This window comes from Achromobacter sp. RTa, assembly GCF_000757485.1.
Classification (GTDB): domain Bacteria; phylum Pseudomonadota; class Gammaproteobacteria; order Burkholderiales; family Burkholderiaceae_B; genus Achromobacter.
Window position 1 is genome coordinate 253,242 of the sequence record NZ_JPYO01000036.1, and the last position, 24,881, is coordinate 278,122.

Genomic DNA, 24,881 nt, shown 5'->3' on the forward strand with positions numbered 1-24,881 from the left:
GCCGATGCTCTTTATGCCAGCCGACTCCACCGCAATGCCCCAGGCTCGCCCCGCCGGCGGGCTGGCGCGCGTGTTCGCGGGTTTGCTCGCCGGCGTGCTGCTGGGCGGCTCCGCAGGCTATTTCTACGCCCGCCAGGTTTACCGTCCGCAGGACGCCATCGTCGTCAGCGCCCGCCAGGCCGAGGCTCAGGAAGAGGCCATGCGCCAGCAGGCTACGCAGCTGCGCTACACGCAGGGGCAGCTGGATACCGCCGATGGCGAACTGGTCATCGAACGTTCGGCCCGCCAGGAGCTCGAAACCCAGCTGCGGGCGGCCCAGGCGGAGGTTGGCCGCGTGCGCGACCAGCTGGCGTTCTATGAACAGCTCCTGCCTCCCGGGCCCGAGGGGTCGGTGGACATCCGCAGCGTGCAGGTCGACCGCAGTGGAGGCGGGCTGCGCTACAAGGTCTTGCTGATGCGCAGCGGCCGCAACGGCGGGGCCCAATTCGCCGGAGCCCTGCGGTTTCAGGCCACGGGAACCTTGAAGGGCGAAACGGTGACGGTGGATCTGGCCCCCATGCAGGTCAAGTCCGAGTCCGGCCCGGTGGCCGTTACCGGCGAGAACACGGCCGCGGCATCGCTGGCCCTGCAATTCGATCAGTACCAGCGCAGCCAGGGCCTGCTGGCGGTGCCCGAGGGATTTGTCCCCGAAAGCGTGACCGTCAGCGTCCTCGAGGGGGAAACCGTCCGCGCTTCCCGTAGCGTCAAGCTGGAGCTTTGAGTCTGCGCAAGCCCTGCGCTATAGTGACACCATACGAGCGGCGAGGCCGCTCATCGAAATATGGCCGAACCGGCCAGGAGTGAACCATGAATGCAGTGACCGAAACCGTCGACCTGCAGGCCGCACCGCCTGCTCCCCTGGTCTTTACCGACTCGGCTGCGGCCAAGGTGAAGGATCTGTTGGCCGAAGAAGGCAATCCCGAGCTCAAGCTGCGCGTTTTCGTGCAGGGCGGCGGCTGTTCGGGTTTCCAGTACGGCTTCACGTTCGACGAAGTCGTGAACGAAGACGACACCGTGCTGGACAAGGCCGGCGTGCAACTGCTCGTCGATCCGATGAGCTTCCAGTACCTGGTCGGCGCGGAAATCGACTACAAGGAAGACCTGGAAGGCGCGCAGTTCGTCATCCGCAATCCCAATGCCAGCACCACCTGCGGCTGCGGTTCCTCGTTCTCGGTGTAAACCACCGTCCGGGCAGTTTCCGCAAAGCCCTTCGGCGCATGCCGAAGGGCTTTTGCTTTTGGCGTCCTAAGCGGGGTAGAGCGCGCCCAGGATGCGGGGTCCGCTTGCCCCCGTGACGGCGGGCAGCCCCGCGGGGCTGCCCGCCATGAAGGCCTGCGCCAGCCAGGCGAAGGCCAGGGCCTCGACCTCCTGCGCCGGCACGCCCAGCGCATCGGTGGCGCGCACGGGGCGCTGCAGGCAGTAAGCGAGCTCGCGCATCAGGCCGGCATTGCGCGCGCCGCCTCCACAGACGAATACTTCCCGCGTGCCGGCCGCGGCGGCGTCGATGGCGTTCGCCACGGTCCGGGCGGTCAGGCGCTGCAGGGTGGCCTGTACGTCCTGAGGGGCCGGCCTGGAGCCGTCGTACGCGTCCAGGCGGGCGTCCAGCCACTGCATGTTGAACAGGTCGCGGCCCGTGGATTTGGGCGGGGGCAGCGCGAACCAGGGCTCGCTGGCGATCAGTTGTTCAAGCAGGGGCGCCACGACCTGCCCGGTGGCGGCCCAGCGGCCGTCGGCATCATAAGGCGTGCCCAGGTGGCGCTGGCACCATCCATCCAGGAAGACGTTGGCCGGGCCCGTGTCGAAGCCGCGCGGGGGCTGCCCCGGCTCCAGCAGCGTCACATTGGCGATGCCGCCCAGGTTGAGCACGGCGCGGCCCTGGGGCGCGCCGAACACGGCCGCATGGAAGGGAGGCACCAGGGGGGCCCCCTGGCCGCCCGCCGCCACGTCGCGGCTGCGGAAGTCGGCCACCACGTCGATGCCCGACAGTTCCGCCAGCAAGGCGGGGGCGTTGAGCTGGATGGTATAGCCGCTGTCGGGGCGGTGGCGGACCGTCTGGCCGTGAGCGCCGATGGCGGCGACGTCCCGCGCCTCGACGCCTGCGTCGCGCAGCAGCGCGGTTACGGCCTGGGCATACAGGCGGGCCAGCGAGTTGGCGGCCAGCGCGCCGCGGGCCAGTTCGTCTTCTCCGGCGACATTCAGCGCCAACAACTCCTGGCGCAGCTCCGACGGCATGGGCAGGCTGGAGCTGGCGAGCACCTGCGGAGGCTGGCCCGGGGCCAGGCGCGCCAGCACGCCATCCACGCCGTCGACGCTGGTGCCGGACATCAGTCCGATGTAGAGCTGGGAGTCCTTGCGTTGCGCGGGCAGGGTTGAAGTCACGGGCGTCTCGGAGGCAAAAAGAAGAAGGATAGCGCCCAACGCGCCGCGCCACGAGCCGGCCCAAGACAAAAAAACGGCCGCGCAAGGGAGATTGCGCGGCCGTCTTCAGGCGTATCGCGAGCCTGGGCTGCCTAGCGGCTGGCCACGTTGGTCAGGGAGTCGGGCAGGGTCTGCTGGAACTGGGTCAGCAACTGGATCTGCTGCTTGTACGGAGCCACGGCCTGGTTGAACGCGCGCACTTCTGCGGGTTCCAGGCTGCGGGCGACCGGCAGGTCCACCGACAGCGGGTCGATCGGCTGGTTGTCCACGCGGAATTCGTAGTGCAGGTGCGGGCCGGTCGCCCAGCCGGTGGAGCCGACATAGCCCAGCAACTGGCCTTGCGAGATCTTCGCGCCCTTGGTGATGCCAGCAGCGATGCGGCTCTGGTGGGCGTACAGCGTCGAGTACTTGCCGTGGTGCTTCACGATGACCACGTTGCCGTACCCGTTCTGCCAGCCCGCGAACTCGACGGTGCCGTCGGCGGTGGAGTGGATCGGCGTGCCGGAGGGCGCGGCGTAGTCCACGCCCTTGTGCCCCGTCCAGGTCTTGTGGATGGGGTGCATGCGCATGCCGAACGTGGAGCTGATGCGGCTGAACTTCAGGGCGGTGCGCAGGAACGCGCCGCGCAGGCTGGTGCCGTCGAAGTCGTAGTACGAACCGCTCTTTTCGTCGGGGCTGAACCAGACGGCGCTGTAGGTCTTGCCACCGTTGATGAACTCGAGGGCCAGCACGCGGCCGGCGCCGGCGTAGCGGCCGTCGTGCGAGCGCACTTCGTAGACCACGCGGAACTGGTCGCCCTGGCGCAGGTCGCGCAGGAAGTCGATCTTGGCGCTGAGGATGTCGGCCATCTGCATGGTGACCGAATCCGGGATGCCGGCGGCGTCGGTGGCGCCGAACAGCGACGACTTGATCGTGCCCACGGCGACGCGGGTCTGGCGGTCGGTGTTTTCGGTGATTTCCTCGGCCTTGTAGCTATCGCCGGAGGGGGCGACGTGCAGCATGCGCGTCACGACCTGGCCGTCGGCTTCGTTGCCGGGGGTGTGGATGTAGCGCAGCCAGATCAGGTTGCCCTGTTCGTCCGTGGCGGCCTGCACGGAGCGGCCCGGATACAGCTTGTAGATGCTGCGGGCGCTGGCGTCATGCGTCAGGAAGGCTTGCAGGTTGGGGGCGTCCAGCTCCAGGCGCTGCAGTACGGCGGACAGCGTGTCGCCGGAGCGGATGCGGGTCTCGCTGATGTATGGCGCGGCGCTGGGCGTGCTGACTTCGACTTGCTCGGCGGTCAGCGGCAGGATGCTCTGGATGACGCGGGACGGGGGGAGCTCGCTGCGGTCGGGTTGCTGCACCATGCCGAGGGCGGCGGCGCCGGCGAACAGACCAATGGCGGTGACGAGAAGAGTGCGACGGAAAAGTCCCGAGCGGTGGGGCTTGGGTTCTACGGGCGCAAACAGGGCAGCAACTTTGCGCTTGATGCTACTCGCCAGTTCGTGGAGGCCACGATTCATCGTGAAGATACCCTCTCAGGTGGCATGAGCTCGCAGGGTGCGCGATGCGAACAGGCCCTCGCGCGCCACGGTTTCCGGGGGCAAGGGCTGGCGCGAGGCGCATCTTGTGAACAACGGGTGGTAGAGCGACCGCAACTGCGTATAGATGGCAATTGCGTATGATTAGGGCGGTATCCTAGCCGATTCGGCTAGAATTTTCGATAGTTTTCGTCACTTTTTACACCTTTTTGTCGGCTGAAGCCGCGTTGGTCCCCCTGCCATGTCATCCTCAGAAGCCCCAATCACCCCCGAAGTCGAAGCCGATCTGCGTATAGCCAAGCGCGGCTGCGACGAGCTCCTGGTCGAATCCGAGTTCGCCCGCAAGCTGGCCCGGAGCCGCGCCACGGGCGTTCCCCTGCGCATCAAGCTGGGGCTGGACCCGACCGCGCCGGACATCCACCTGGGTCACACGGTGGTGCTGAACAAGATGCGCCAGCTGCAGGACATGGGGCACAACGTCATCTTCCTGATCGGGGATTTCACCTCGACCATCGGCGATCCCAGCGGCCGTAACAATACGCGCCCGCCGCTCACGCGTGAGCAGATCGAGGCCAACGCCAAGACCTATTACGCCCAGGCCAGCCTGGTGCTCGATCCGGCCCGCACCGAGATCCGCTACAACTCCGAGTGGTGCGACCCGCTGGGCGCGCGCGGCATGATCCAGCTGGCTTCGCGCTATACGGTGGCGCGCATGATGGAGCGTGAGGACTTCACCAAGCGGTTCAAGGGCGGCATCCCGATCTCGGTGCATGAATTCCTGTATCCGCTGATGCAGGGCTATGACTCCGTGGCGCTGAAGTCCGATCTGGAGCTGGGGGGCACCGATCAGAAGTTCAACCTGCTGGTCGGCCGCGAGCTGCAAAAGGAATATGGCCAGGAGCCCCAGTGCATCCTGACGATGCCGCTGCTGGTGGGCACGGACGGCGTAGAGAAGATGTCCAAGTCCAAGGGCAACTACATCGGCATTTCGGAGTCGCCCGATTCGATGTTCGGCAAGCTGATGTCGATTTCCGACACGCTGATGTGGCGCTACTTCGAACTGCTGTCGTTCCGTTCGCTGGAAGACATCGCCGCGCTCAAGCAGGAGATCGACGGCGGCCGCAATCCGCGCGATGCCAAGGTCATGCTGGCCCAGGAAATCATTGCGCGCTTTCATTCCCCCAAGGCGGCGGAAGAGGCGCTGGCCACGTTCGAGGCCCGCTTCCGCGACGGCGCCATTCCGGACGACATCCCCGAAGTGAACATCGGCGGCGCGCCCGTGGGCATCCTGAAGCTGCTGCGCGAAGCCGGCCTGGTCGCTTCCGGATCGGAAGCGCAGCGCAACGTGGAGCAGGGCGGCGTGCGGGTGAACGGCGATCGCGTGGAAGACAAATCGTTGCAATTGCCGGCGGGGACTTACGTCGTTCAGGTGGGCAAGCGCAAGTTCGCGCGTGTTAACTTGAATCCGTGATTGCGGAGCTTTTGCCGTAGGGCCGCCCCAAGGCAAAAGACGCCCCCTTGGGGACAGCGAGCGAAGCGTGCGCGGCGTGAGGGCATCCACAGCCTCCGCAAGAATGGCCGGCCCGCCGCCGGGCCGCCCCAAGGCGGGCCAGCCCCCTTGGGGGGCAGCGTGCTGCGTGGGGGCTTTTTTGATACGCTGAGGGTACGGACAGGGGCAGTGGGGCCTTTGCGGCATATCTAGGAGCACGACATGGAACTTTCGAGTTTGTCATTTTCCGATCACGAGTCGATTCCCGAGCGCTACGCGTTCGGCAAGATCGATGCGCAATCGCACGTCGCGCTGGCAGACAATTTCAACCCGCAGTTTTCCTGGGACGACGTCCCAGCGGGCACGCAGTCGTTTGCCTTGATCTGCCACGATCCCGACGTGCCTTCCAGTCCCGATGACGTCAACCAGGAAGGCCGCGAAGTGCCGGCCGATCTGCCGCGCGTGGACTTCTTCCACTGGGTGCTGGTGGACCTGGCCGCCGACCTGCGCGAAATCGAGGAAGGCACCTTCTCCAACGGCATCACGCCGCGGGGCAAGGGCGGTCCCCTGGCTCCCATGGATTCCCGCCAGGGCATCAACTCCTATTCCTCGTGGTTCGCGAACGACCACGACATGAGCGGGGACTACTTCGGCTACGACGGCCCGTGCCCGCCCTGGAACGACGCGCTGGTGCACCGCTACGTGTTCACGCTGTACGCGCTGGACGTGCACAGCCTGAACCTGCAGGGCTCGTTCACGGGCGAGGACGCGCTGCGGGCCATGCAGAACCACGTGCTGGCTAAGGCGTCGCTCACGGGTACCTATACGCTCAATCCGAGGCTCGCGCCCAAGCAGATCGGGGCCACCTCGGCCTGACCCGGCCGCGCAGCGAATCAGGGGCCGCCATGCGGCCCCTTTTCATTGCCCGGTTTCCGCCGTTTTGCATGAAAGTTCCTCAAGTCGGCTTGAGAGCGGTTTCCGGACGCGGAACGTTGGCGTGGTTTTCGCGCCCGTCCACGCAGTTTTGGCTGCATTGGGAGCATTTTGGCGGCAATTGATCGGGCCCGACGCGGTAAACTATCCGGCATTCTCCGGGTTTACCCACCCGACGCCGCTTTCTCCTTTCTTACCGTCTCAGGAACCCCCGTCATGTTTGACCGCAACCTCACCTTGTCCAAGGCTGACCCGGACGTTTGGGCCGCCATCCAGAAGGAAGACGTTCGCCAAGAGCAGCACATCGAGCTGATCGCTTCGGAGAACTACGCCAGCCCGGCCGTCATGGAAGCCCAGGGCACGCAGCTCACGAACAAGTACGCCGAAGGCTACCCGGGCAAGCGCTACTACGGTGGTTGCGAATACGTGGACGTGGTCGAGCAACTGGCCATCGACCGCCTGAAGCAGATCTTCGGCGCCGAAGCCGCCAATGTGCAGCCCAACTCGGGTTCGCAGGCCAACCAGGGCGTGTACATGGCCGTCCTGAAGCCGGGCGACACGGTGCTGGGCATGAGCCTAGCCGAAGGCGGCCACCTGACGCACGGCGCGTCGGTCAACGCGTCGGGCAAGCTGTACAACTTCATCTCGTACGGCTTGGACGAAAACGAGGTCCTGAACTACGCGCAGGTCGAGCAGCTGGCAAAGGAATACAAGCCCAAGCTGATCGTCGCGGGCGCCTCCGCCTACGCCCTGCACATCGATTTCGAGCGCATGGCCCGCATCGCCCGCGAAAACGGCGCGCTGTTCATGGTCGACATCGCCCACTATGCGGGCCTGGTCGCCGGCGGCGCCTACCCCAACCCGGTGCCCCACGCCGACTTCGTCACCTCGACCACGCACAAGTCGCTGCGCGGCCCGCGCGGCGGCGTCATCATGATGAAGGCCGAACACGAGAAGATCGTCAACTCGGCCATCTTCCCCGGCATCCAGGGCGGTCCGCTGATGCACGTCATCGCCGGCAAGGCCGTGGCCTTCAAGGAAGCGCTGGAGCCCGAGTTCAAGGAATACGCCCAGCAAGTGGTCAAGAACGCCAAGGTGCTGGCCGACACGCTGGTCAAGCGCGGCCTGCGCATCGTTTCCGGCCGCACCGAAAGCCACGTCATGCTGGTGGACCTGCGTTCCAAGGGCATCACGGGCAAGGAAGCGGAAGCCGTGCTGGGCCAGGCCCACATCACGGTCAACAAGAACGCCATCCCGAATGACCCGGAAAAGCCCTTCGTGACCAGCGGCATCCGTCTGGGCACGCCGGCCATGACCACGCGCGGTTTCACCGAAGCGGAAGCCGAACTGACCGCCAACCTGATCGCCGACGTGCTGGACAACCCGCGCGACGAAGCCAACATCGCCGCCGTGCGCGCCCGCGTCAACGAACTGACCTCGCGCCTGCCGGTCTACGGCAAGAAGTAAGCCCGCATCCCGCCTGCGGGCTCCGCGCCCGCAAGCTGGCCCAGTCGAAGGGACGGCCCCGCAAGGCGCCGTCCCTTTGCTTTCCGGGCCGGAAAGGTCCGGATTAGCCCGTATTGACGCTGGCGGCCGGGAGCGTCGTTACAATATGCTCAACTATTGCCACCAGTGCCTTTAGGGATCACACATGCGGTGTCCATTTTGCGGCAATGCCGAAACACAGGTCGTCGACAGCCGGGTCTCGGAAGAAGGCGACGCCATCCGCCGTCGCCGCCGCTGCTTGTCCTGTGACAAGCGATTCACCACCTACGAGCGGGTGGAGCTCGCCATGCCCTCCATCGTGAAACGCAATGGCAGCCGCAGCGACTACGATCCCGGCAAGCTGCGCGCCAGCCTGAGCCTGGCATTGCGCAAGCGGCCCGTCAGCACCGAGGACGTGGATGCGGCGGTTGCCCGCATCGAAGAACAGTTGCTGGCCAGCGGCCTGAGGGAAGTGCCTTCCGAGCACATAGGCGAGCTCGTCATGAACGAGCTGCGCAAGCTCGACAAGGTGGCATACGTGCGCTTCGCGTCGGTCTACAAGAGCTTCGAGGACATCGGCGAGTTCGTCGAGGCCATCCGCGAGATGCAGGGCCCCCTGCTGCCCGGGAAACTGCGCAAGGAGTAGCCCGGGCGGCGCGCGGGCCCCGTCATTGCATGGCGGTAGACCGGGCCAGGCTGGGCGTAAGCGGCTGGAACTTGCGCCAGACGCGCCGCATGTGCTGCGCCGACCCGAAGCCCGATCTCTCCGCCACGCGCTCCAGGTCCAGGCGGGTGTCGCGCAGCAAGTCGCGCGCCAGCGCGACGCGTATCTGATAGAGATAGTCCATCGGCGTGCATCCCGCGTGTTCGCGGAACAGCCGGGTCAGGTGGCGGGCGCTGGTATGCGCGTGGTCCGCCAACGATTGCGCCGACCAGGGCGCGGCGGGGTCGCGTATCACCGCATCCTGCACCCTGTGCACCCCCGGATGCAGATGGCTGCGGTGGTCCAGCCAGGGCGACAGCGTCGAGTCCGTGCCGGCGCGCCGCTGGTAGACCACCATGTCGCGCGCCACTTCGCTGGCCACGCGAGGCCCGCAATGACGCGACACCATGTGCAGCGCCAGGTCGATGCCTGCCGTGATCCCCGCGCTGCTGACCAGCCTGCCGTCCTCGACGAAGATCCGGTTGTCGTGCAGGCGCGCGCTGGGATCAAGGCTGGCCAGCTGTTCCAGGCAGGTGTGGTGCGTGGTGCATTCGCGCTGCCGGGTAAGCCCGGCGGCGGCCGCGAACAGCGCGCCCGCGCACACGGTCATTAGCGTGAAGCCGTCCGCGGGGTGGCGCAGGGCCAGCCATTCGATGATGGCCTGGGCGTGAGGATCGTCCAGGCGCGTCGGTTTGCCCACCACGCCCGAGATGATGACCAGCGCTTCTGGCGGCAAGGCCGCCGGAAGCGCCTTGATGTGCGCCAGGTGCAGGCCGGGAATGCCGCTTTCGACCTCCCGGGACGGGCCGCAGAAATGCTGCTCGAACGCGCCCGGACTGAGCTTGTTGGCCACCCGGAACGCTTCCGCCGGGCCGGCTACGTCCAGCAGGACGATGCCTTGCGTCAGCACGAAATACACCGGAACCATGGCGCCTCCCGTGGCTGACTAAGCGGCCAGCGCATCCGCGGCGCGCGCAATGCGGGCGAAACGCCCTTGCAGGACCAGCTCGGTGTGGTCGCGGATCTCGGCCGGCGTGTAATGCTTGCCGGACGGGCTCTGCATGGCGAAGGTCAGGGTGGCGTCGGTGGGGAACACCACCTTGAAGCCGGCGTCGCTGGCATGCCGCGACGTGGTTTCGCAGCACTGCTCGGTGCGGATGCCGCAGACGATGACGCCTTCGATCCCACGGGCGAGCAGCCAGTCGTGCAGGCTGGCGCCGCTGGCGTCTTTGGCGTAGAGCGACGAATGCACGGTCTTGTGGAACACGGCGGTGGGCGCGATCCGCAGTTCCTCCAGCGTCCGGACGTGGCCCGAGGCCAGCGAGAAGGGGCTGGCGGGGTCATTGGTGACGCTGGTGTGGAATACCTGGAGCACCGGAATATCCTTTGCGGCGGCGGCATCGATCAGGGACTGGATCTGCTCCAGGAAGGCCGGATATTCGGTTTCATCCCAAAACGGACGTTGCCGGAAAGATTCTTGTACGTCGATGACGATCAGTGCTTGTTTCATGGAACCGGGCTCCTGGCGGGGATTCAAAAGGGTGTAGGGTCATTTTTACTGCAATCCGGCGGTTTGGGGAGCGCGGCGAAAGACGCCTATCGGCCCGAAACGGACATTGGAGGGTAACCTTGCCGCAACGCTTCCCGGCCTCCGCCCGAGAGCCGGGGCGGCATACAATCCCGTGCATGATGATCCCGAGCGACACCGACGACCTTTTCTGGATGCGACGCGCCCTGGCGTTGGCGCAGACCGTCATGTACTCCACCGCGCCCAACCCCCGGGTCGGCTGCGTCATCGTGCGCGACGGACGCGTGCTGGGCGAAGGGGCGACCCAGCCGCCGGGCGGCCCGCACGCCGAAGTTTGCGCCCTGCGCGACGCCCAGGCGCGCGGCGAGTCGGTGGCGGGCGCCACGCTGTACGTGACCCTGGAGCCCTGCAGCCATTTCGGCCGCACGCCGCCTTGCGTGGACGCCGTGCTTGCGGCCCGTCCAGCGCGCGTAGTGGTGGCCCTGGGCGATCCGAATCCGCTGGTCAACGGGCAAGGCCTGGCGCGGCTGCGCGACGCCGGCATCGCGGTGACCACGGGCGTGTGCCGGGAAGAGGCGCTTGCGATCAATGCCGGCTTCATCTCCCGCATGAGCCGCGGCTTGCCCTGGGTGTGGATGAAGATGGCGGCGTCTCTGGACGGCCGCAGCGCGCTGCATAACGGCGTGTCGCAATGGATCACCGGGCCAGATGCCCGCGCCGACGGGCACCGTTGGCGGGCGCGCAGCTGCGTGGTGCTGACCGGCATGGGCACGGTCCTGAAAGACGACCCGCAGCTCAATGCAAGAGGCGTGGATACGCTCCGCCAGCCCCGCAAGGCGGTCGTGGACGGCCATTTCGAGATTCCGGAGCACGCCAGGCTGTTCGACGGCGCGGAAGTCATTCTGTTCACCGCCCGCGAAGACGCGGCCAAGGCCCAGCGCCTGCAGGCCAGGAATGCCCGTGTCGTCGTGCTGCCGGGCGAGGATCCGGGCCGGGTGGACCTGCCCGCGATGATGCGTTGGCTGGCCCAGGAACAGGTCAATGAGGTGCACGTGGAAGCCGGCGCCGGCTTGAGCGGCGCGCTGGTTTCGGCCGGTTGCGTGGACGAGTTGCTGCTGTATCTGGCGCCGGTGCTGCTGGGCGATGCGGCGGGCATGGTCCGGCTGCCGATGCTCGAGCACCTGGACGCCGCCCGGCGCTACGAATTCATCGATACCGAACGGCTGGGGGCCGACCTGCGCGTGCGCGCCAGGGTTGCCGACACCTGGCGCCAACTGATGTTGCGTGTAGAACTGCCCGAGCTGTCCTAGCCGGCCCTCGTCCGGCGCGCCGCGGCATTGCGCCACGCCAGTACGCCCGCGCCGCCGGCGATCAGGGCCAGCAGCCCCGCCGCCAGCAACAGGCCGGGATGCCCGCGGCGCAGGCGTTCCCAGGCCTTCTCAGCCTGGGTGTAGTGGAACCAGGCCGCCGCCTTGAAGTCGGGCGCGGCGCATTCGCGGCCGAAGGTGCTGCTGAATGGAACTCGCGCGCCCCTATCTATATAGCGTTGGTAGATCGCTGAAGCCCGCTCTGGCGAATCGTCGATGATGTAGCGGGCGCCTTCGCACAGCACGGCTGCAAAGGCCTGCGAACGGTCGGGCAGTTCGTCGGCCGCGCGCAGCGCATGGTTGGCTGCGATCTGGCGGTAATGGAAGCGGGCGTACGGCCGCGCCTCGCTGGCGGCGTAGCGCCGGCGCTCCTCGTCGGCGACGTACGGCCCTGGCAGGGCCGCGGCGGCCCGCTGTTCCGGCGTGTCCGTGGGGGCATTCTGGTCCTGCCAGCCAGGAGCCGCGTTACGCCCGGCCCCGTAGGTCGTGCTGCCGCCATACACGGCGAAATCCGGCTCCTGCTCATAGCCCATGATTTCCATGCCGTCGCGGCGGGCCAGGCGGGCGGCCTCGAACCAGGCTTCGGCCCGCGCCGTGCGGCCCCAGGCGTTGGCGGCTTTGCGCAGCGCCTCGCCATATCCCGCGGCGAGCAGGCCGGTTCGCTGCATGCGCACGGTCCATTTGCCGCCATCCTCTTCCAGCGCGGCGTAACGGGCGTCGGACGCGGCCGGGAAGTAGGGCAGCGCCTGTTCGATCGAGCCTTCGCGCACCAGCCGGCGCGCCAGCAGCACGCGCAGGCGATCCGAAGCGGTGACCGGATGCCGCCTGGACCATTCGTAGAAATTCGCGGGGTCTGGCGGAGGCGATGCGCTCCGCGGCGCTGGCGTGGCGGGCGCCTGCCGGTCCACATAGGCCTTGAGTTCGGCGATGGTCAGCACGCGCTCGGCCACGTAGGCCGCGTCGTTCCAATACGGATTCGGCTGCCAGAAGCCGTCCGCGGCGTACCCCGCCACGGTGGCGTTCAGCAACTGGTCCAGCGCCTCGATGTACTGGCCGCGCGATAGCGTCAGCACGCCTTGCTCGCCTTTCAGTCGCGCCCCGCCGGGCGCCTCCAGGCTGCCGTCGGCGCTGGGAAAGGCGCTTGCCGCCTTGGCATAGGCCCGGGCCGCTTGTTCCGTGTCGCCTTGCCGCAGCGCCAGCTTGGCGCGCACCCACCATGCCAGAGCGGTGTCCAGCCTCGCCGCCAGCGTTTGCGCCAGGTCATAGCGGCCGGTACGGTAGGCCAGCGCGGCCACTCGATCGGCGTCCGGCGCCCGGCTCAGGTCCTGGGTTTCCAGCGCGGCAACCAGCGATTGCAGCGCCGGATTCGGCGTGATGCCGTCCAGCCCCTGCGCGGCGTCCGCATAGCCGATCTGCCCGCTGACGTCGTAGGCGGCGTAGACATCGGACGCGCTGTCGGCTCTACCGCCCACGATGTCGCCCACCCTGGCCAGCGCATACGCAACCAGCAGGCGTTGCGCGACAGGATCGTCGATCAGCCGACGCGCTCGCGCCGGTTCGTCCAGTGCCCATTGGGCCAACATGCTCAGCGATGCGTTGCCGCTGGAGGACCCGCGCGCGGCCTGCTCGGCATAGAGGCTGATGGCGCGCTTCAGCGACGCCGCGGGAATGGCGTCCACGCAGGGATCGGCGTTGGCCAGCTCGGCATAGCCGCAGAGCCCTTGCGGTCCGGCCAGGAGCAGGCGCGCTTCCTGCCCATAACTGGCCACCGCCAGGCCCAGCGGGTCGGGCGCGCCGTCACGCGCCAGTTGCCGGACTCGGGCGTAGGCCTGCGCCGCCGCGGATCGCTGCGCGTCCGCGCCGCCGGCCGTCGTTTCCAGTTCGTCCCCGATTTCTGCCAGCATGTAGGCGGCCCAGACGCTGCGCGCCGCAGCCTGCCGCGGAGGCAGCCGGAGAATGGCTCGGTAGCGCGCGCGGGCCTGCTCCAGCGAGCGCCCGGCATCGGGCCTGTCGGCGGCATGGGTGTCGACGGCGGCCGCGGTGTAAAGCCGCGCGGCTTCCGGCAGGGCCGTGCCCAGCGCATAGGCCCGGTCGCCATCGGGCTGTGCGCGCATGGCGCGCGCCACGGCGCGCTGTGTCTCCGTGAGCGCGGGATCGTAGTCTTCCGGAATGGCGTTCCGCGGGTCGCTTCCATCCGGCAATTCATAGGCTTCATGGGCTGGCAGCGCGTCGCTGGCGCTTATCAGGCGGGCCGCTTCGTAGCCAAAGGAGTTTGCCGGCGTGGCGCGCAGCGTGCCCGCTCGGTTGTCGAGCAATTGGGCGGGAAAGTCCGGCCCGCAGGCCACGACGATGCCGGCGCCGGCCAGCAGCGCGAACGCCGCAAGCGATTTACGGTTGTACATGGAAGCTCGCAGGCCCGTTTTCACAGCGTATCCAGCCTATGTTGCGTTGACTGCCCGCGCGCAGCAGGCCGTCCTGGGAGCGGCGCAGGAAAGCGCCGCCGGCGTCATGTTCGAGGGAGTAGCCATTGATGCCGTCCGCAGCGCGGCAGGCGCCATCCCACCGGATCGCGAACGGCAGGGCGGCATCGGCGCTGCCGCTGTTGGCAAGGATCAGGTCTTGCGCGTTGTTGCCGCCCGCGGACCGCGCCGTCACGGACAGCGCCGGCAGCAAGGGCTGGCGCGTCAGCACCGCGCGCCACGTGGCCAGGCTCCAGGCGCGCTCATCGCTCGCGGTGGGCAGCCGGAACCAGGCGATGCCTGCCAGCCCGCGCGGCGGGGAACGCTGGATCTCGTCGACGAAGGCCGCCATGGCCGCGGGCGCGGCGACCAGTTCGCTCGAGCGGCCGCCAGGCAGCAGAGCGGGGCGTTCGCTTTCGATTGCGGCAATGCTGCCGTCATCGCTCCAGACCACGCGGCTGCCGTAGGTCGGCAGGGCCACGCGCCAGGGCCGTTGCGTACGCTCCGCGAATGCGGCCAGCCAGGCCTGTGCGCGCCTGGCCTGGAACAGGCCCTGTTCAGGGCTGAGCACGGCATGGACCTGCAAGACGGCTTCGTCGGGAATCCTGAGCAGCGCGTCCAGCGCCGGGCTATTCAACCATGTCGGCAGGGCGGTTATCGACAGGGGCAGGTCCGGGCCCGCTTCTTTCTTCAAGGCCGCGAGGAAAGCCGCGTAGAGAGGCAGTTTGGACGTGGGGCAGTCATAATCGATTTCGACGCCCGCCAAGGAGATGCCTGCGGAACTCCATGCGCTGCGCGCGGCAGAGATCCGCGCGAGCACGTCGACGGCCGGCAACGCGCCGGCTCGCCCATCCAGGCGCACGACCATGACGACGGGGCGTTTTGCCGCGGCGAGCGCGGCCAGGTCTGGCGAGGCCGTGAACCAGCGGCCGTCCGCATTCATCTCGGCCATCAGCACGCGCCATGCCCGCACCACATCGGCGTTGTCCGACATGGCCTGCGTCACCGGCGCGGTCCAGATGCGCTGCCAGACATACGCATCGCTCGGCAGATCGGCGTCAGGCTCGCCGCAAGCGCCCAGCGCCAGCAGCAGGGCGGCGCACAGCGCCGCGGAACAACGTTTGACGGTTGTCCGCGCCTGGTTCCTGAAGCTGCTGGCGGCAGGCCTCGAATGGGGCGGCATGTAGCGGAAAAGACCCGTGGATGGCATGGGGAAAGAAAACCGCGAAGCGCGCGGGTGCGCTTCGGATGCGTGATTCTATCGTTGCGCCGCCAAGCGGGCCGGGCCGTCGGCCGCTGCCGCGGATTGATATCCGTGTCGCGCCGAGGGGTACTAGCACTCGGCGCTTGCGGCTGCCAATCGCATGCGCGGCCGCGATGCCATCAAGTTTGGGAATGTTTGCACGCGTATCCGCAAGTGCGCGCGACGCGACTATTTTCGGCGATGCGCAAAATGAATTGCCACAAAACCGTCAATTGGCTATAGCATAGGCACATGACTTGGCGATACGCCCTGAAGGATTAACCCGCTCAGCGCCACGCGCCCTCGTCACCACGGATTCCCGTGCCGCGTCATCGGCGCTTTTTCACGACCGGACCGGCATGCTGCTGAACGAAGACGCAACGCGCCGTTCAGACCGTCCGCTGCCATCGCATAGCGGGCGCATCGGGTTTACACCCGCATCATAAGAATCCCCGGGATATCGCTCTTCCCTTCAAATCATTGCTGAGCATTTCATGTGCAGCCGGTTTATCCATGCGCGCATCCGGCGATATGCTGAAGTCGAACGAGCGAACTTATTCACGTAAGTTGCATTCCCTGACGGAACTTGTGTCCGAAGGGTGCAGCCTAAACGGAAAGGGCCCGATCGTGCTCTTGGTTGATGTGTGGCGAAAGCAACATACCACCCGGCCGACGATGCTTATCGCGAGATTGTCTAGTAATGCGTAGGCGCTGAGGCACAATGGGGACACGTAGGGACGTATTGGATTTTTCGCGTGTTGTAGGAGGTTTCCGTGCAAAACATCGTCGAAGGCTTCAAGTCGCAGTATGCAAGAGAGCAGGAATCAGAACTCTCCCTTGAGGAATATCTGAACCTCGCCAAAAGCGATCCCATGGCCTACGCCAGCCCGGCTGAGCGCATGCTGGCCGCGATAGGCGAACCTGAGATCGTGGATACGCGTAACGACCCACGTCTTTCCCGTTTGTTTTCCAACCGGACCATCCGGCGCTATCCGGCGTTTCAGGAGTTCTACGGCATGGAGGACGTGATCGGGCAGATCGTCGCGTTCTTCAAGCATGCCGCGCAAGGGCTGGAAGAGCGCAAGCAAATCCTCTATCTGCTGGGCCCCGTGGGCGGCGGCAAGTCGTCCATCGCGGAACGGCTCAAGGCCCTGATGGAGACCTATCCCATCTATGCCCTGAAGGGTTCGCCGGTCAATGAAACGCCCCTGGGACTGTTCCATCCGGAACGGTTCGGCGACACGCTCGAGAAGGAATACGGCATCCCGCGGCGCTACCTGACCGGCATCATGTCGCCGTGGGCGGTGAAGCGCCTGAAGGAATTCGACGGCGATATCTCGAAGTTCCGCGTGGTGCGCCTGAATCCCTCGGTGCTGCGCCAGACCGCCATCGCCAAGACCGAGCCGGGCGACGAAAACAACCAGGACATTTCCTCGCTGGTCGGCAAGGTGGACATCCGCAAGCTCGACCGCCATTCGCAGGACGATCCGGACGCCTACAGCTATTCCGGCGGGCTGTGCCTGGCGAACCAGGGCCTGCTCGAGTTCGTGGAAATGTTCAAGGCCCCGATCAAGATGCTGCACCCTTTGCTGACGGCTACCCAGGAAGGCAACTTCAAGGGCACCGAGGGATTTTCCGCGATCCCGTTCAACGGCATGATCCTTGCCCACTCGAACGAGTCGGAATGGCAGACCTTCCGCAACAACAAGCACAACGAGGCGTTCCTCGACCGTATCTATATCGTCAAGGTGCCTTACTGCCTGCAGGTGTCGGAAGAGGTCCGCATCTATGAGAAGCTGCTGCACCACAGTTCGCTGTCCGCGGCGCCCTGCGCGCCGGGAACGCTGGACATGATGGCGCAATTCTCGGTGCTGACGCGCCTGAAGGAACCCGAGAACTCCAGCATCTACTCGAAGCTGCGCGTCTACGACGGCGAAACGTTGAAGGACGTGGACCCGAAGGCCAAGGCCCTGCAGGAGTACAAGGACTACGCTGGCACGGACGAGGGCATGACGGGCGTCTCCACGCGTTTCGCGTACAAGATCCTGTCCAGCGTCTTCAACTACGACCAGACGGAAGTGGCGGCCAATCCGGTGCACCTGATGTATGTGCTCGAGCAGCGTATCGGCCGCGAGGACTACCCCGAGGAAATCCGCCGGCGCTATCTTGAATTCATCAAGGGCTATCTGGCGCCCCGCTATGCGGAGTTCATCGGCAAGGAGATCCAGACCGCTTACCTGGAGTCCTATTCCGAATACGGCCAGAATATTTTCGACCGCTACGTGACGTTTGCCGACTGCTGGATCCAGGACGAGGAATTCCGCGATCCGGAAACCGGCGAAAGCTTCGACCGCAGCGCGCTCAACGATGAACTGGAAAAGATCGAAAAGCCCGCGGGCATCGCGAACCCGAAGGACTTCCGCAACGAGATCGTGAACTTCGTGCTGCGGGCGCGCGCCAACAACAATGGCCGCAACCCCACCTGGACCAGCTATGAAAAGCTGCGCGAAGTGATCGAGAAGAAGATGTTCTCGAACACGGAAGACCTGCTCCCCGTGATTTCGTTCAACGCCAAGGCCTCGGCCGAGGACAAGTCGAAACACCAGAGCTTCGTGGATCGCATGGTCGAAAAGGGCTACACCGAAAAGCAGGTCAGGCTGCTTTGCGAGTGGTACCTCCGTGTGAGGAAGTCTTCCTGAGCGAGGTGAATCATGAATTCACTGATCGATCGCCGTCTCAACGGGCGCAATAAAAGCGCCGTCAACCGGGAGCGTTTTCTCCGGCGCTACAAGGACCAGATCCGCAAGGCGGTCCACGGGATGATCCGTGACCGCTCGATACAGGACATGGACCAGGGCGGCGAAATCAACCTGCCCGCCCGCGATATTTCCGAGCCGACCTTCCGGCACGGCACGGGCGGCGACCGCGAGATGGTGCACCCCGGCAACCGCGAGTTTGCCAAGGGCGACACCTTCGACCGGCCGCAGGGCGGGCAGGGCGAAGGCGGATCCGAGCCGGGCGAAGGCGAATCGGTGGACCAGTTCACCTTCAGCCTGTCCCGCGCCGAATTCCTCAATCTGTTCTTCGAGGACCTGGAGCTGCCGCACATGGCGCGCACCCAGCTGGGCGAGGTCAGCCAGAAGAAGTGGCAACGCGCGGGCTACACGACTTCGGGCTCGCCCAGCATGCTGAGCATCAGCCGCACGCTCAAGTCGTCGCTGGCGCGCCGCGTGGCGCTCAGCGTGAAGGCGCGCGCCGACCTCGAGGACGCCGAAGAACGCCTGGCGAAGGCGCGGGAGGCGGGCGCGCCCGCCGACGAGATCCAGGCGCTGGAGCAGGAAGTCGAGGACTGCCGCGAGCGCCTGGCCCGCGTGCCGTTCCTGGACGACCTGGACCTGCGCTACCGCAACCGCGTATCGGTTTCCATCCCTATGGCGCGCGCCGTCATGTTCTGCCTGATGGACGTTTCGGGCTCCATGGACGAAGGCAAGAAAGATCTGGCCAAGCGCTTCTTCTCGCTGCTCTACCTATTCCTGTCGCGCAAGTACGAGCACGTGGACCTGGTTTTCATCCGCCACACGGACAACGCCGAGGAAGTGGACGAGCAGACCTTCTTCTACGATCCCAAGAGCGGCGGCACCATCGTGCTGTCGGCGCTGGAGTTGATGCGCGACATCCTCGAAAAGCGCTACCCGCCGGGATCCTGGAACGTCTATGCGGCGCAGGCCAGCGACGGCGACTCTTTCGGCGCCGACGCGGGCAAGAGCGCGCGCTTCCTGGCGGAGCACCTGCTGCCCGCCACCCGCTACTTTGCCTATATCGAGGTGCCGGACTCACAGGAGGCGCGCAAGAGCAGCCTGTGGGCGGAATACGAACAGAAGCTGGAGCCGCATTTCGTCATGCGGCGCATCTGCGACAGCAGCGAGATCTTCCCTGTGTTCCATGATCTGTTCAAGAAGGAGACCGCATGAATACCATCGTCGGAGCTCTCGTGGAGCCGGAGACCGCCGGTCGCGCCCGGCCGATCTCCCAAGGTTCCGAATGGACGTTCGAATTGATCCAGTCCTATGACGAGGCGATCTCGAAGGTTGCCGCGGAGTACGGCCTGGACACCTACCCGAACCAGATCGAGGTGATCACCTCGGAACAGATGCTGGACGCCTATGCCTCGGCAGGGTTGCCCATCGGGTATCCCCACTGGTCGTACGGCAAGGAATTCATCCGCAACGAGCAGTTCTACCGCCGCGGCATGCAAGGCCTGGCGTACGAGATCGTGATCAACTCCAACCCCTGCATCTCGTATCTCATGGAAGAGAATTCCATGACGATGCAGGCGCTGGTGATCGCGCATGCCTGCTACGGGCATAACTCCTTCTTCAAGGGCAACTACCTGTTCCGCCAATGGACGGACGCGGATGGCGTGCTCGATTATCTGGTCTTCGCGCGCAAGTACGTCATGGCCTGCGAAGACCGCTATGGCATCGATGCCGTCGAGGCGGTGCTCGACTCCTGCCACGCGCTGTCGCATCACGGGGTCGACCGCTACAAGCGCCCGGCGCCGATTTCCTACAAGGAAGAGGCCGCGCGCCAGGCCGAGCGCGAGGAGCACGCCCGGCTGCAGTACAACGACCTGTGGCGGACCCTGCCGCGCCTCGACGACGAGAAGGACACGCGCGTCGAGGCTTCGGTGTTCCCGCCCGAGCCCGAGGAGAACCTGCTGTACTTCATCGAGAAGTACTCGCCCAAGCTTGCGCCGTGGCAGAAGGAACTGGTGCGTATCGTCCGCAAGATTGCGCAGTACTTCTATCCGCAGACGCAGACCAAGGTAATGAACGAGGGCTGGGCCACGTTCTGGCACTACACCATCCTCAACCGGCTGCACGAAAAAGGGCTGGTGAACGACGGTTTCATGATGGAATTCCTGCAGAGCCATACCAACGTGGTCAGCCAGCGGGGCTTCGATGAACGCGGCTATGGCGGCATCAACCCCTACGCGCTGGGCTTTGCCATGATGTCGGACATCCGCCGCATCTGCGAGGCGCCCACGCCCGAGGACCGCCGCTGGTTCCCGGACATCGCGGGCGGCGACTGGCTGAAGACGCTGGACTTCGCGATGCGCAACTTCAAGGACGAGTCCTTCATCTCGCAATACCTGTCGCCGCGCCTGATCCGGGAATTCCGCTTTTTCGCCATCTCGGACCACCAGGCCAACCCCAAGCTCGAGGTGGTCGCCATCCACGACGACGAGGGCTACCGCGACATCCGCCGCCTGTTGGCCGCGCAGCACAACCGCGACAACCAGGTGCCGGACATCCAGGTGGTCCGCTTCAACCGCGACTCGGACCGTTCGCTGGTGCTGCGCCACCTGAAGACCCGCGGCCGGCCGCTGGCCGGGGAAGATGCCGAGCAGGTGATGAAGCACCTGGCGCGGCTCTGGGGCTTCAGAGTGCGCCTGGAAGAGACCGAGCCGGACGGCACGGTCAGCTCCTACCGCGAACAGGACCCGCCCGCCGTCTCGGCCTGACCGGCGGGCAGGGCCGACGGGGGGCGCCAAGGCGTCCCCCATTTTCATGGGGCCTTGCTGCTGGCGCGCACAATCTGCTAGAATCGCGGATTCGCATTTTTCGCAGCGGTGAAATCCGCAGCAAAAATCGCAGATAGGACAGGTGGCCGAGTGGTTGAAGGCGCACGCCTGGAAAGCGTGTATACGTCAAAAGCGTATCGGGGGTTCGAATCCCCCTCTGTCCGCCAGGATTTCAAAAGCCCCTGATTTCGTTGAGAAATCAGGGGCTTTTTGTTTGCGCGTCGGGGGGATAGTGGGCCTGTGTCTGACACCCTGGGGAGACGGCGGTCGCGGTACGACGACGCTACAGAGGGTGTCTGACACCCGGGGAGGTCGGCTTTACCTCCCCGGGCATCTCGTACGGGTGTCAGACACCTGATGGGGAGACCCAAGTGTCAGACACTAGGCAAGGATCAGCACACCCTTCCCACGCTTACGCGCCTACGGGCTTTCCATCCGTGCGGCGCACGACCACCGTGGCGGAGCGGGCGTCGCCGCCGCCTGCGCGCAGCGTGTTCCAGGTCTGGTTGGGATGCTGGATGTTGATGAAGAACGTGGTCAGGTCGGGCGTGTAGGCGATGCCGGTGATTTCGCAGCCCAGGGGGCCCACCAGGAAGCGCTTGGATTCGCCGGTCTTCTGGTCGATGTAGTACATCGAGTTGTTGCCGAAGAAGTCCGTGGTGGACGTGCCGGTGCCGGCGTCGGTCTGCACCCACAGGCGGCCCTTGGGATCGACGCGGATGCCGTCGGGGCTGGAGAAGGTGTCGCCATTGACGTTGCCCGTCAGGTTGGGCGCCACGCCGTCGGCGGCGTCGCGGCCCGCCAGCAGCAGCAGGTCCCATTCGAAGGTCGTCGCGAGCGGCGAGTCGCCGCGCTCGTGCCAGCGGATGATGTGGCCGTGCGAGTTGTTCGGGCGCGGGTTGGCGGCGCTGGTGCGCTTGCGGCTGCCGTTGTTGGTCAGCGTGCAGTACACGGTCTTGTCCACGCCGACGGTGATCCACTCGGGGCGGTCCATCAGGGTGGCGCCCGCGACGCGTGCGGCGGCCTGGGTGTTCACCAGCACGTCGGCCTGCGTGTTGAAGTCGACGATGGTGCCGGTGATGACGGTGCCGGTGGCCACTTGCGTGAAGTTGCCCGGATCGGTGGCGCCGGTGGTGAGGTTGTTCTTGCCCACCGTCAGTTCGATCCAGTTGCCGCTGCCGTCGTCGTTGAAGCGGGCGGCATACAGCGTGCCTTCGTCCAGCAGGCCCATGTTGTTGGCGCGGTTGGCCGGATCGTAGGGCTTGGTCGGCACGAACTTGTAGATGCAGCCGGGCGTGGTGTCGTCGCCCATGTAGAACGCGACGCGATTGTTCTCGTCCAGCATGTAGGCCGTGTTTTCGTGGCTGAAGCGGCCCATCGCGGTGCGCTTGACGGCGGTCGAGTCCGGGGTCTGGGGATCGATTTCCACCACCCAGCCGTAGCCTTCGTCGGCGGGCTGGCCGGTATCGCCGGCCTGGTAGTGGTAGTTGTTCAGCGTCTCTTCGCAGGTCAGGTACGTGCCCCACGGCGTATTGCCGCTGGAGCAGTTGTTCAGGGTGCCTACGACGGTTGCGCCGACGACCGACTTGGCCGGGCCGCTGACGTTGTAGACGGTGTTGCCCGTGTAGCGCTTGTTGTAGCGCGAGTCGGTCTTGACCGCCCAGGCGCCGTCGCTGCCGCGCGCGATCTCGATGACCGAGACGCCGACGTTCGACAGGCGGGTCTTCAGGCCTTCGACGCTCTGGTCCAACGTGGCGTTGTCCAGCGCTTCGTGGTTCAGCACCAGCAGGCCGCCCTGGTTCGGGTCCACGCCCTCCAGCGCATAGAAGTGCATGCCGTCGTGCTGGCCGCCGGATTGGGTTTCCGTGGCGGGGTAGGATTGCGGAATGCCCGCATAGCCGGCCGAGCCGATCATGCATTTGTCGCCGGCCGAGTACAGCACTTCGGCCACGTAGCCTTCGGGGACCGTGACGGTGTCCGCGACGATCTTGTCGTCCAGCGGCTTGAACGTGACGGAGTAGTCCGGGCCCGGCGGCGGGGTGGTGGTGCCGCCGTCGCCCGGTTGGCCGCCGGGCGTGCCGTCGCCGTCGCCGTCGCCGCCGTTGGCGGGCGTATCGTCGTCATCGTCGTCGCCGCCACAGGCCGTCAGCAGCGTGGACGCGCCGAACACCGACAGCATCGACAGACCGAAGCTGTTCTTCAGCAAGGTGCGGCGTTCCGGGTTCGCCGCGACGATGTCATCCAGCATCTGGCCCGGAACCGTCACTTCTCCCTGGGCTTCGCGATAGGGGGCACGCAATTTGTCGGTCAAGTAGGACATTCCAACCTCATAGAAGGGCGAGCGAGTCGCTAAGTTTTTTGTAAGGAAGCGGCAGCGAGGTTAGAAGCTGCGCATGACACAGGGGTGACGATCGTGTGAATTCCGTTGTCTTGACCTGCATGGTAGCGGGCGGCTTGGCCGCCATGGCGGGGAACGCGGACGCGGTTCGCGTTACTAAGCTCGCACGATCGCGTTTTCCGAAGAGCCCGCCATGTTTCCCGCCCGAGCCCGTTTCCGTTTCGATTGCGCCATCCGCCGCCGGGGGGCGGGCCGATGAGCGCGCCGGCCGGCGAGACGCTGGGCCTGGAGATGGAGATGGCCGTGGCGCGCCGCGACAGCGGCGCCAGCCATCCCGTGGACGGCTATTTCGCAAGGCTGGCGCGGATCAAGGAGGAGCGGGACGAAGCTCCGGACATCGCGCGCATCGGCGGCCGCGACGTAGGCTTGTCCGTGGCGGCCGGCGAGAGCGGCCTGGACAACGGCTTCAATCTGCTGGAGACGGCGTTTGCGCCGGTCGCCGCGGCCGAAGGCGGCCTGGCCGAACTGGCCCGCCGCGCCAGGCGCGAACTGGAGGACGCGCAACTGGCATTGCAGGCCGAGGGAGCCACCGTGCTGAACGTTTCGGAACATCCGGCGTGCACGCTGGATCCGGGCTGGTATGCGCGGGTCCAGGTGCCTCGCCCCATCTACCGCGAACTGGTCGGGCACCGTGAATGGCTGCACCGCGTGGGCATCGACGCGAAGGCGCAGAACAGCCCGTGCACGTCGGTGGACGTGCGGCAGGCGGCGCGCGCGCTGAACGTGGTGCTGGGCCTGGCTCCGGCCAGCATCGCCGTGTTCGCGAACAGCCCACTGGAGAACGGCCGCGTCACGGGCCTCAAGGAAAACCGGCTGACTGTCTGGGACCGCATGTTCCGCCACTCGCGCTATGCGGGCGACCATCGCCTGCAGCGCCTGCCGGAGCGTCCTTTCGAGGACCTGGGGGATTATTTCCGCTGGATGTTCGGCCCGGGCACCGCCAGCCGCTGCCTGCCTTTGGCGGTGGAGGACGGCTACAAATCGGCGGTGGGGGTGTACCTGCAAGGCGGGCCGTCGCTGTCGCAGTTCCTGGCGTCCGATGGCTGGCCGGGCCTGCGCACGGACACGGGCGGGCCGGTAAGAATCCTGCCGCAGGGCGGGCATTTCGAGTATTCGCAGTTCGCGCATTTCCTGGATGCGCGCTGGCGCTACCGGCTGGCGGAACATCCGGCGCTGGACGAGTTGCGCGCGGCATGGCAGCGGCGGGGTGGCATCGAGGAGCTGTACCTGCGGCTAGGCGCCGTCGGCTATATCGAAGGGCGCGCGCCCGGCGCGGGCTTTGCCGACGCGCAGCTCGTCGAGGAAGCCGGCAGCGCCGTGGCGGCCACCGTCGTGATGGCGCCTTCGGCCTTGCAGCTCGGGCTGATGCGCAACCTGGGCGAGGCCGAGGCGCTGTTGCGCGAATGGGGCTGGCTGCGCCTGCGCGGCTTGCGTGCCGACGCGATGCGGCATGCGCTGAATCATGACCAGGTATGGGCGCTGGCGTGCGATACGCTGGCGGTCGCCGAAGGCGGGCTGACCGCTACCGAGCGCCATTGGCTGGACTACGCCAGGTACGCCGTCGAGACCCGCAGCACGGGCGCCGACAGGCTGCTGCGCCTGTGGTGCGAGCACGAGGGGGACGCCCGCCGGCTGGGCGCGATATGCCAGGCCCGCGCCGCGATTCCGCTTTGATCCCGCGCTGCTTCAGCGCTTGGGGGATGGGGGGAACGAAG

General features: G+C 66.2%; 18 protein-coding genes and 1 tRNA gene. 12 read left to right on the forward strand and 7 right to left on the reverse strand.

The genetic code is table 11. The annotated features are described in order from the left end of the window. Positions 1 to 13 precede the first annotated feature (13 nt). Together JL37_RS14375 and erpA are read left to right on the forward strand one after the other, a co-directional pair. Positions 14 to 760 carry a DUF6776 family protein gene (locus JL37_RS14375; protein ID WP_043544988.1) on the forward strand — a complete coding sequence of 249 codons (747 nt, stop codon included), beginning with the start codon at positions 14 to 16 and terminating at the stop codon, positions 758 to 760. 86 nt (positions 761 to 846) lie between these two features. Next, positions 847 to 1,218: an iron-sulfur cluster insertion protein ErpA gene (gene erpA / locus JL37_RS14380; RefSeq protein ID WP_006388644.1), complete on the forward strand. Its 372-nt coding sequence runs from the start codon at positions 847 to 849 to the stop codon at positions 1,216 to 1,218. Positions 1,219 to 1,284: 66 nt separating this feature from the next. On the opposite strand, the gene JL37_RS14385 is transcribed toward erpA, so the two are convergent. Both JL37_RS14385 and JL37_RS14390 read right to left on the reverse strand, forming a co-directional pair. Beyond that, a complete protein-coding gene (locus tag JL37_RS14385; protein WP_255352915.1) occupies positions 1,285 to 2,418 on the reverse strand; it encodes an anhydro-N-acetylmuramic acid kinase in 1,134 nt (377 codons plus the stop codon). Positions 2,419 to 2,549: 131 nt separating this feature from the next. Beyond that, complete coding sequence (locus JL37_RS14390) at positions 2,550 to 3,959, reverse strand: M23 family metallopeptidase (protein WP_043544821.1); 1,410 nt, start codon at positions 3,957 to 3,959, stop codon at positions 2,550 to 2,552. A 259-nt stretch (positions 3,960 to 4,218) separates the two neighbouring features. On the opposite strand from JL37_RS14390, the gene tyrS reads away from it, so the two are divergent. The 4 genes from tyrS to nrdR all read left to right on the forward strand — a co-directional run bounded on the left by tyrS (position 4,219) and on the right by nrdR (position 8,530). Next, a complete protein-coding gene (gene tyrS, locus JL37_RS14395) occupies positions 4,219 to 5,448 on the forward strand; it encodes a tyrosine--tRNA ligase (protein WP_043544823.1) in 1,230 nt (409 codons plus the stop codon). A gap of 240 nt (positions 5,449 to 5,688) precedes the next feature. Then, positions 5,689 to 6,342: a YbhB/YbcL family Raf kinase inhibitor-like protein gene (locus tag JL37_RS14400; RefSeq protein ID WP_043544825.1), complete on the forward strand. Its 654-nt coding sequence runs from the start codon at positions 5,689 to 5,691 to the stop codon at positions 6,340 to 6,342. 273 nt (positions 6,343 to 6,615) lie between these two features. After that, a complete protein-coding gene (gene glyA / locus JL37_RS14405; protein WP_043544827.1) occupies positions 6,616 to 7,866 on the forward strand; it encodes a serine hydroxymethyltransferase in 1,251 nt (416 codons plus the stop codon). Between the two features lie 184 nt (positions 7,867 to 8,050). Beyond that, complete coding sequence (gene nrdR, locus JL37_RS14410; protein WP_043544829.1) at positions 8,051 to 8,530, forward strand: transcriptional regulator NrdR; 480 nt, start codon at positions 8,051 to 8,053, stop codon at positions 8,528 to 8,530. Between the two features lie 22 nt (positions 8,531 to 8,552). Here the strand turns inward: nrdR and JL37_RS14415 are convergent, their stop codons facing one another. Beyond that, entirely contained in the window at positions 8,553 to 9,515 is a 963-nt protein-coding gene (locus JL37_RS14415; protein WP_043544831.1) for a GlxA family transcriptional regulator, read from the reverse strand. Positions 9,516 to 9,533: 18 nt separating this feature from the next. Next, the gene (locus JL37_RS14420) at positions 9,534 to 10,097 is read right to left on the reverse strand and encodes a cysteine hydrolase family protein (RefSeq protein WP_043544832.1); all 564 of its coding nucleotides are present in this window, start codon (positions 10,095 to 10,097) and stop codon (positions 9,534 to 9,536) included. Positions 10,098 to 10,273: 176 nt separating this feature from the next. Between JL37_RS14420 and ribD the strand changes: the two genes are divergently transcribed. Further along, positions 10,274 to 11,425 carry a bifunctional diaminohydroxyphosphoribosylaminopyrimidine deaminase/5-amino-6-(5-phosphoribosylamino)uracil reductase RibD gene (gene ribD, locus JL37_RS14425; protein WP_043544834.1) on the forward strand — a complete coding sequence of 384 codons (1,152 nt, stop codon included), beginning with the start codon at positions 10,274 to 10,276 and terminating at the stop codon, positions 11,423 to 11,425. Here the strand turns inward: ribD and JL37_RS14430 are convergent. Further along, positions 11,422 to 13,884, reverse strand: a complete 2,463-nt coding sequence (locus JL37_RS14430) for a hypothetical protein (protein WP_043544835.1) — start codon at positions 13,882 to 13,884, stop codon at positions 11,422 to 11,424. The two genes, ribD and JL37_RS14430, sit on opposite strands and share 4 nt — an antisense overlap. Continuing rightward, a complete protein-coding gene (locus tag JL37_RS14435) occupies positions 13,871 to 15,124 on the reverse strand; it encodes a DUF3142 domain-containing protein (protein WP_081955072.1) in 1,254 nt (417 codons plus the stop codon). The genes JL37_RS14430 and JL37_RS14435 overlap by 14 nt, the downstream gene beginning before the upstream one ends. An 842-nt stretch (positions 15,125 to 15,966) precedes the next feature. Between JL37_RS14435 and JL37_RS14440 the strand changes: the two genes are divergently transcribed. The 4 genes from JL37_RS14440 to JL37_RS14455 all read left to right on the forward strand — a co-directional run bounded on the left by JL37_RS14440 (position 15,967) and on the right by JL37_RS14455 (position 20,935). Further along, on the forward strand, positions 15,967 to 17,883 hold the full coding sequence (locus JL37_RS14440) for a PrkA family serine protein kinase (RefSeq protein WP_369798552.1): 1,917 nt from the start codon (positions 15,967 to 15,969) through the stop codon (positions 17,881 to 17,883). 12 nt (positions 17,884 to 17,895) lie between these two features. Then, positions 17,896 to 19,155 carry a YeaH/YhbH family protein gene (locus tag JL37_RS14445; RefSeq protein WP_043544837.1) on the forward strand — a complete coding sequence of 420 codons (1,260 nt, stop codon included), beginning with the start codon at positions 17,896 to 17,898 and terminating at the stop codon, positions 19,153 to 19,155. Next, positions 19,152 to 20,708 (forward strand): SpoVR family protein, encoded by a 1,557-nt coding sequence (locus JL37_RS14450; protein ID WP_052097202.1) that lies wholly within the window; start codon positions 19,152 to 19,154, stop codon positions 20,706 to 20,708. The genes JL37_RS14445 and JL37_RS14450 overlap by 4 nt, the downstream gene beginning before the upstream one ends. 136 nt (positions 20,709 to 20,844) lie before the next feature. Continuing rightward, positions 20,845 to 20,935: transfer RNA gene (locus JL37_RS14455), tRNA-Ser, on the forward strand. A gap of 245 nt (positions 20,936 to 21,180) precedes the next feature. On the opposite strand, the gene JL37_RS14460 is transcribed toward JL37_RS14455, so the two are convergent. Continuing rightward, positions 21,181 to 23,088 carry a PhoX family phosphatase gene (locus JL37_RS14460; RefSeq protein WP_043544838.1) on the reverse strand — a complete coding sequence of 636 codons (1,908 nt, stop codon included), beginning with the start codon at positions 23,086 to 23,088 and terminating at the stop codon, positions 21,181 to 21,183. 273 nt (positions 23,089 to 23,361) lie between these two features. Between JL37_RS14460 and JL37_RS14465 the strand changes: the two genes are divergently transcribed. Beyond that, complete coding sequence (locus JL37_RS14465; protein WP_043544840.1) at positions 23,362 to 24,840, forward strand: glutamate-cysteine ligase family protein; 1,479 nt, start codon at positions 23,362 to 23,364, stop codon at positions 24,838 to 24,840. Positions 24,841 to 24,881 lie beyond the last annotated feature (41 nt).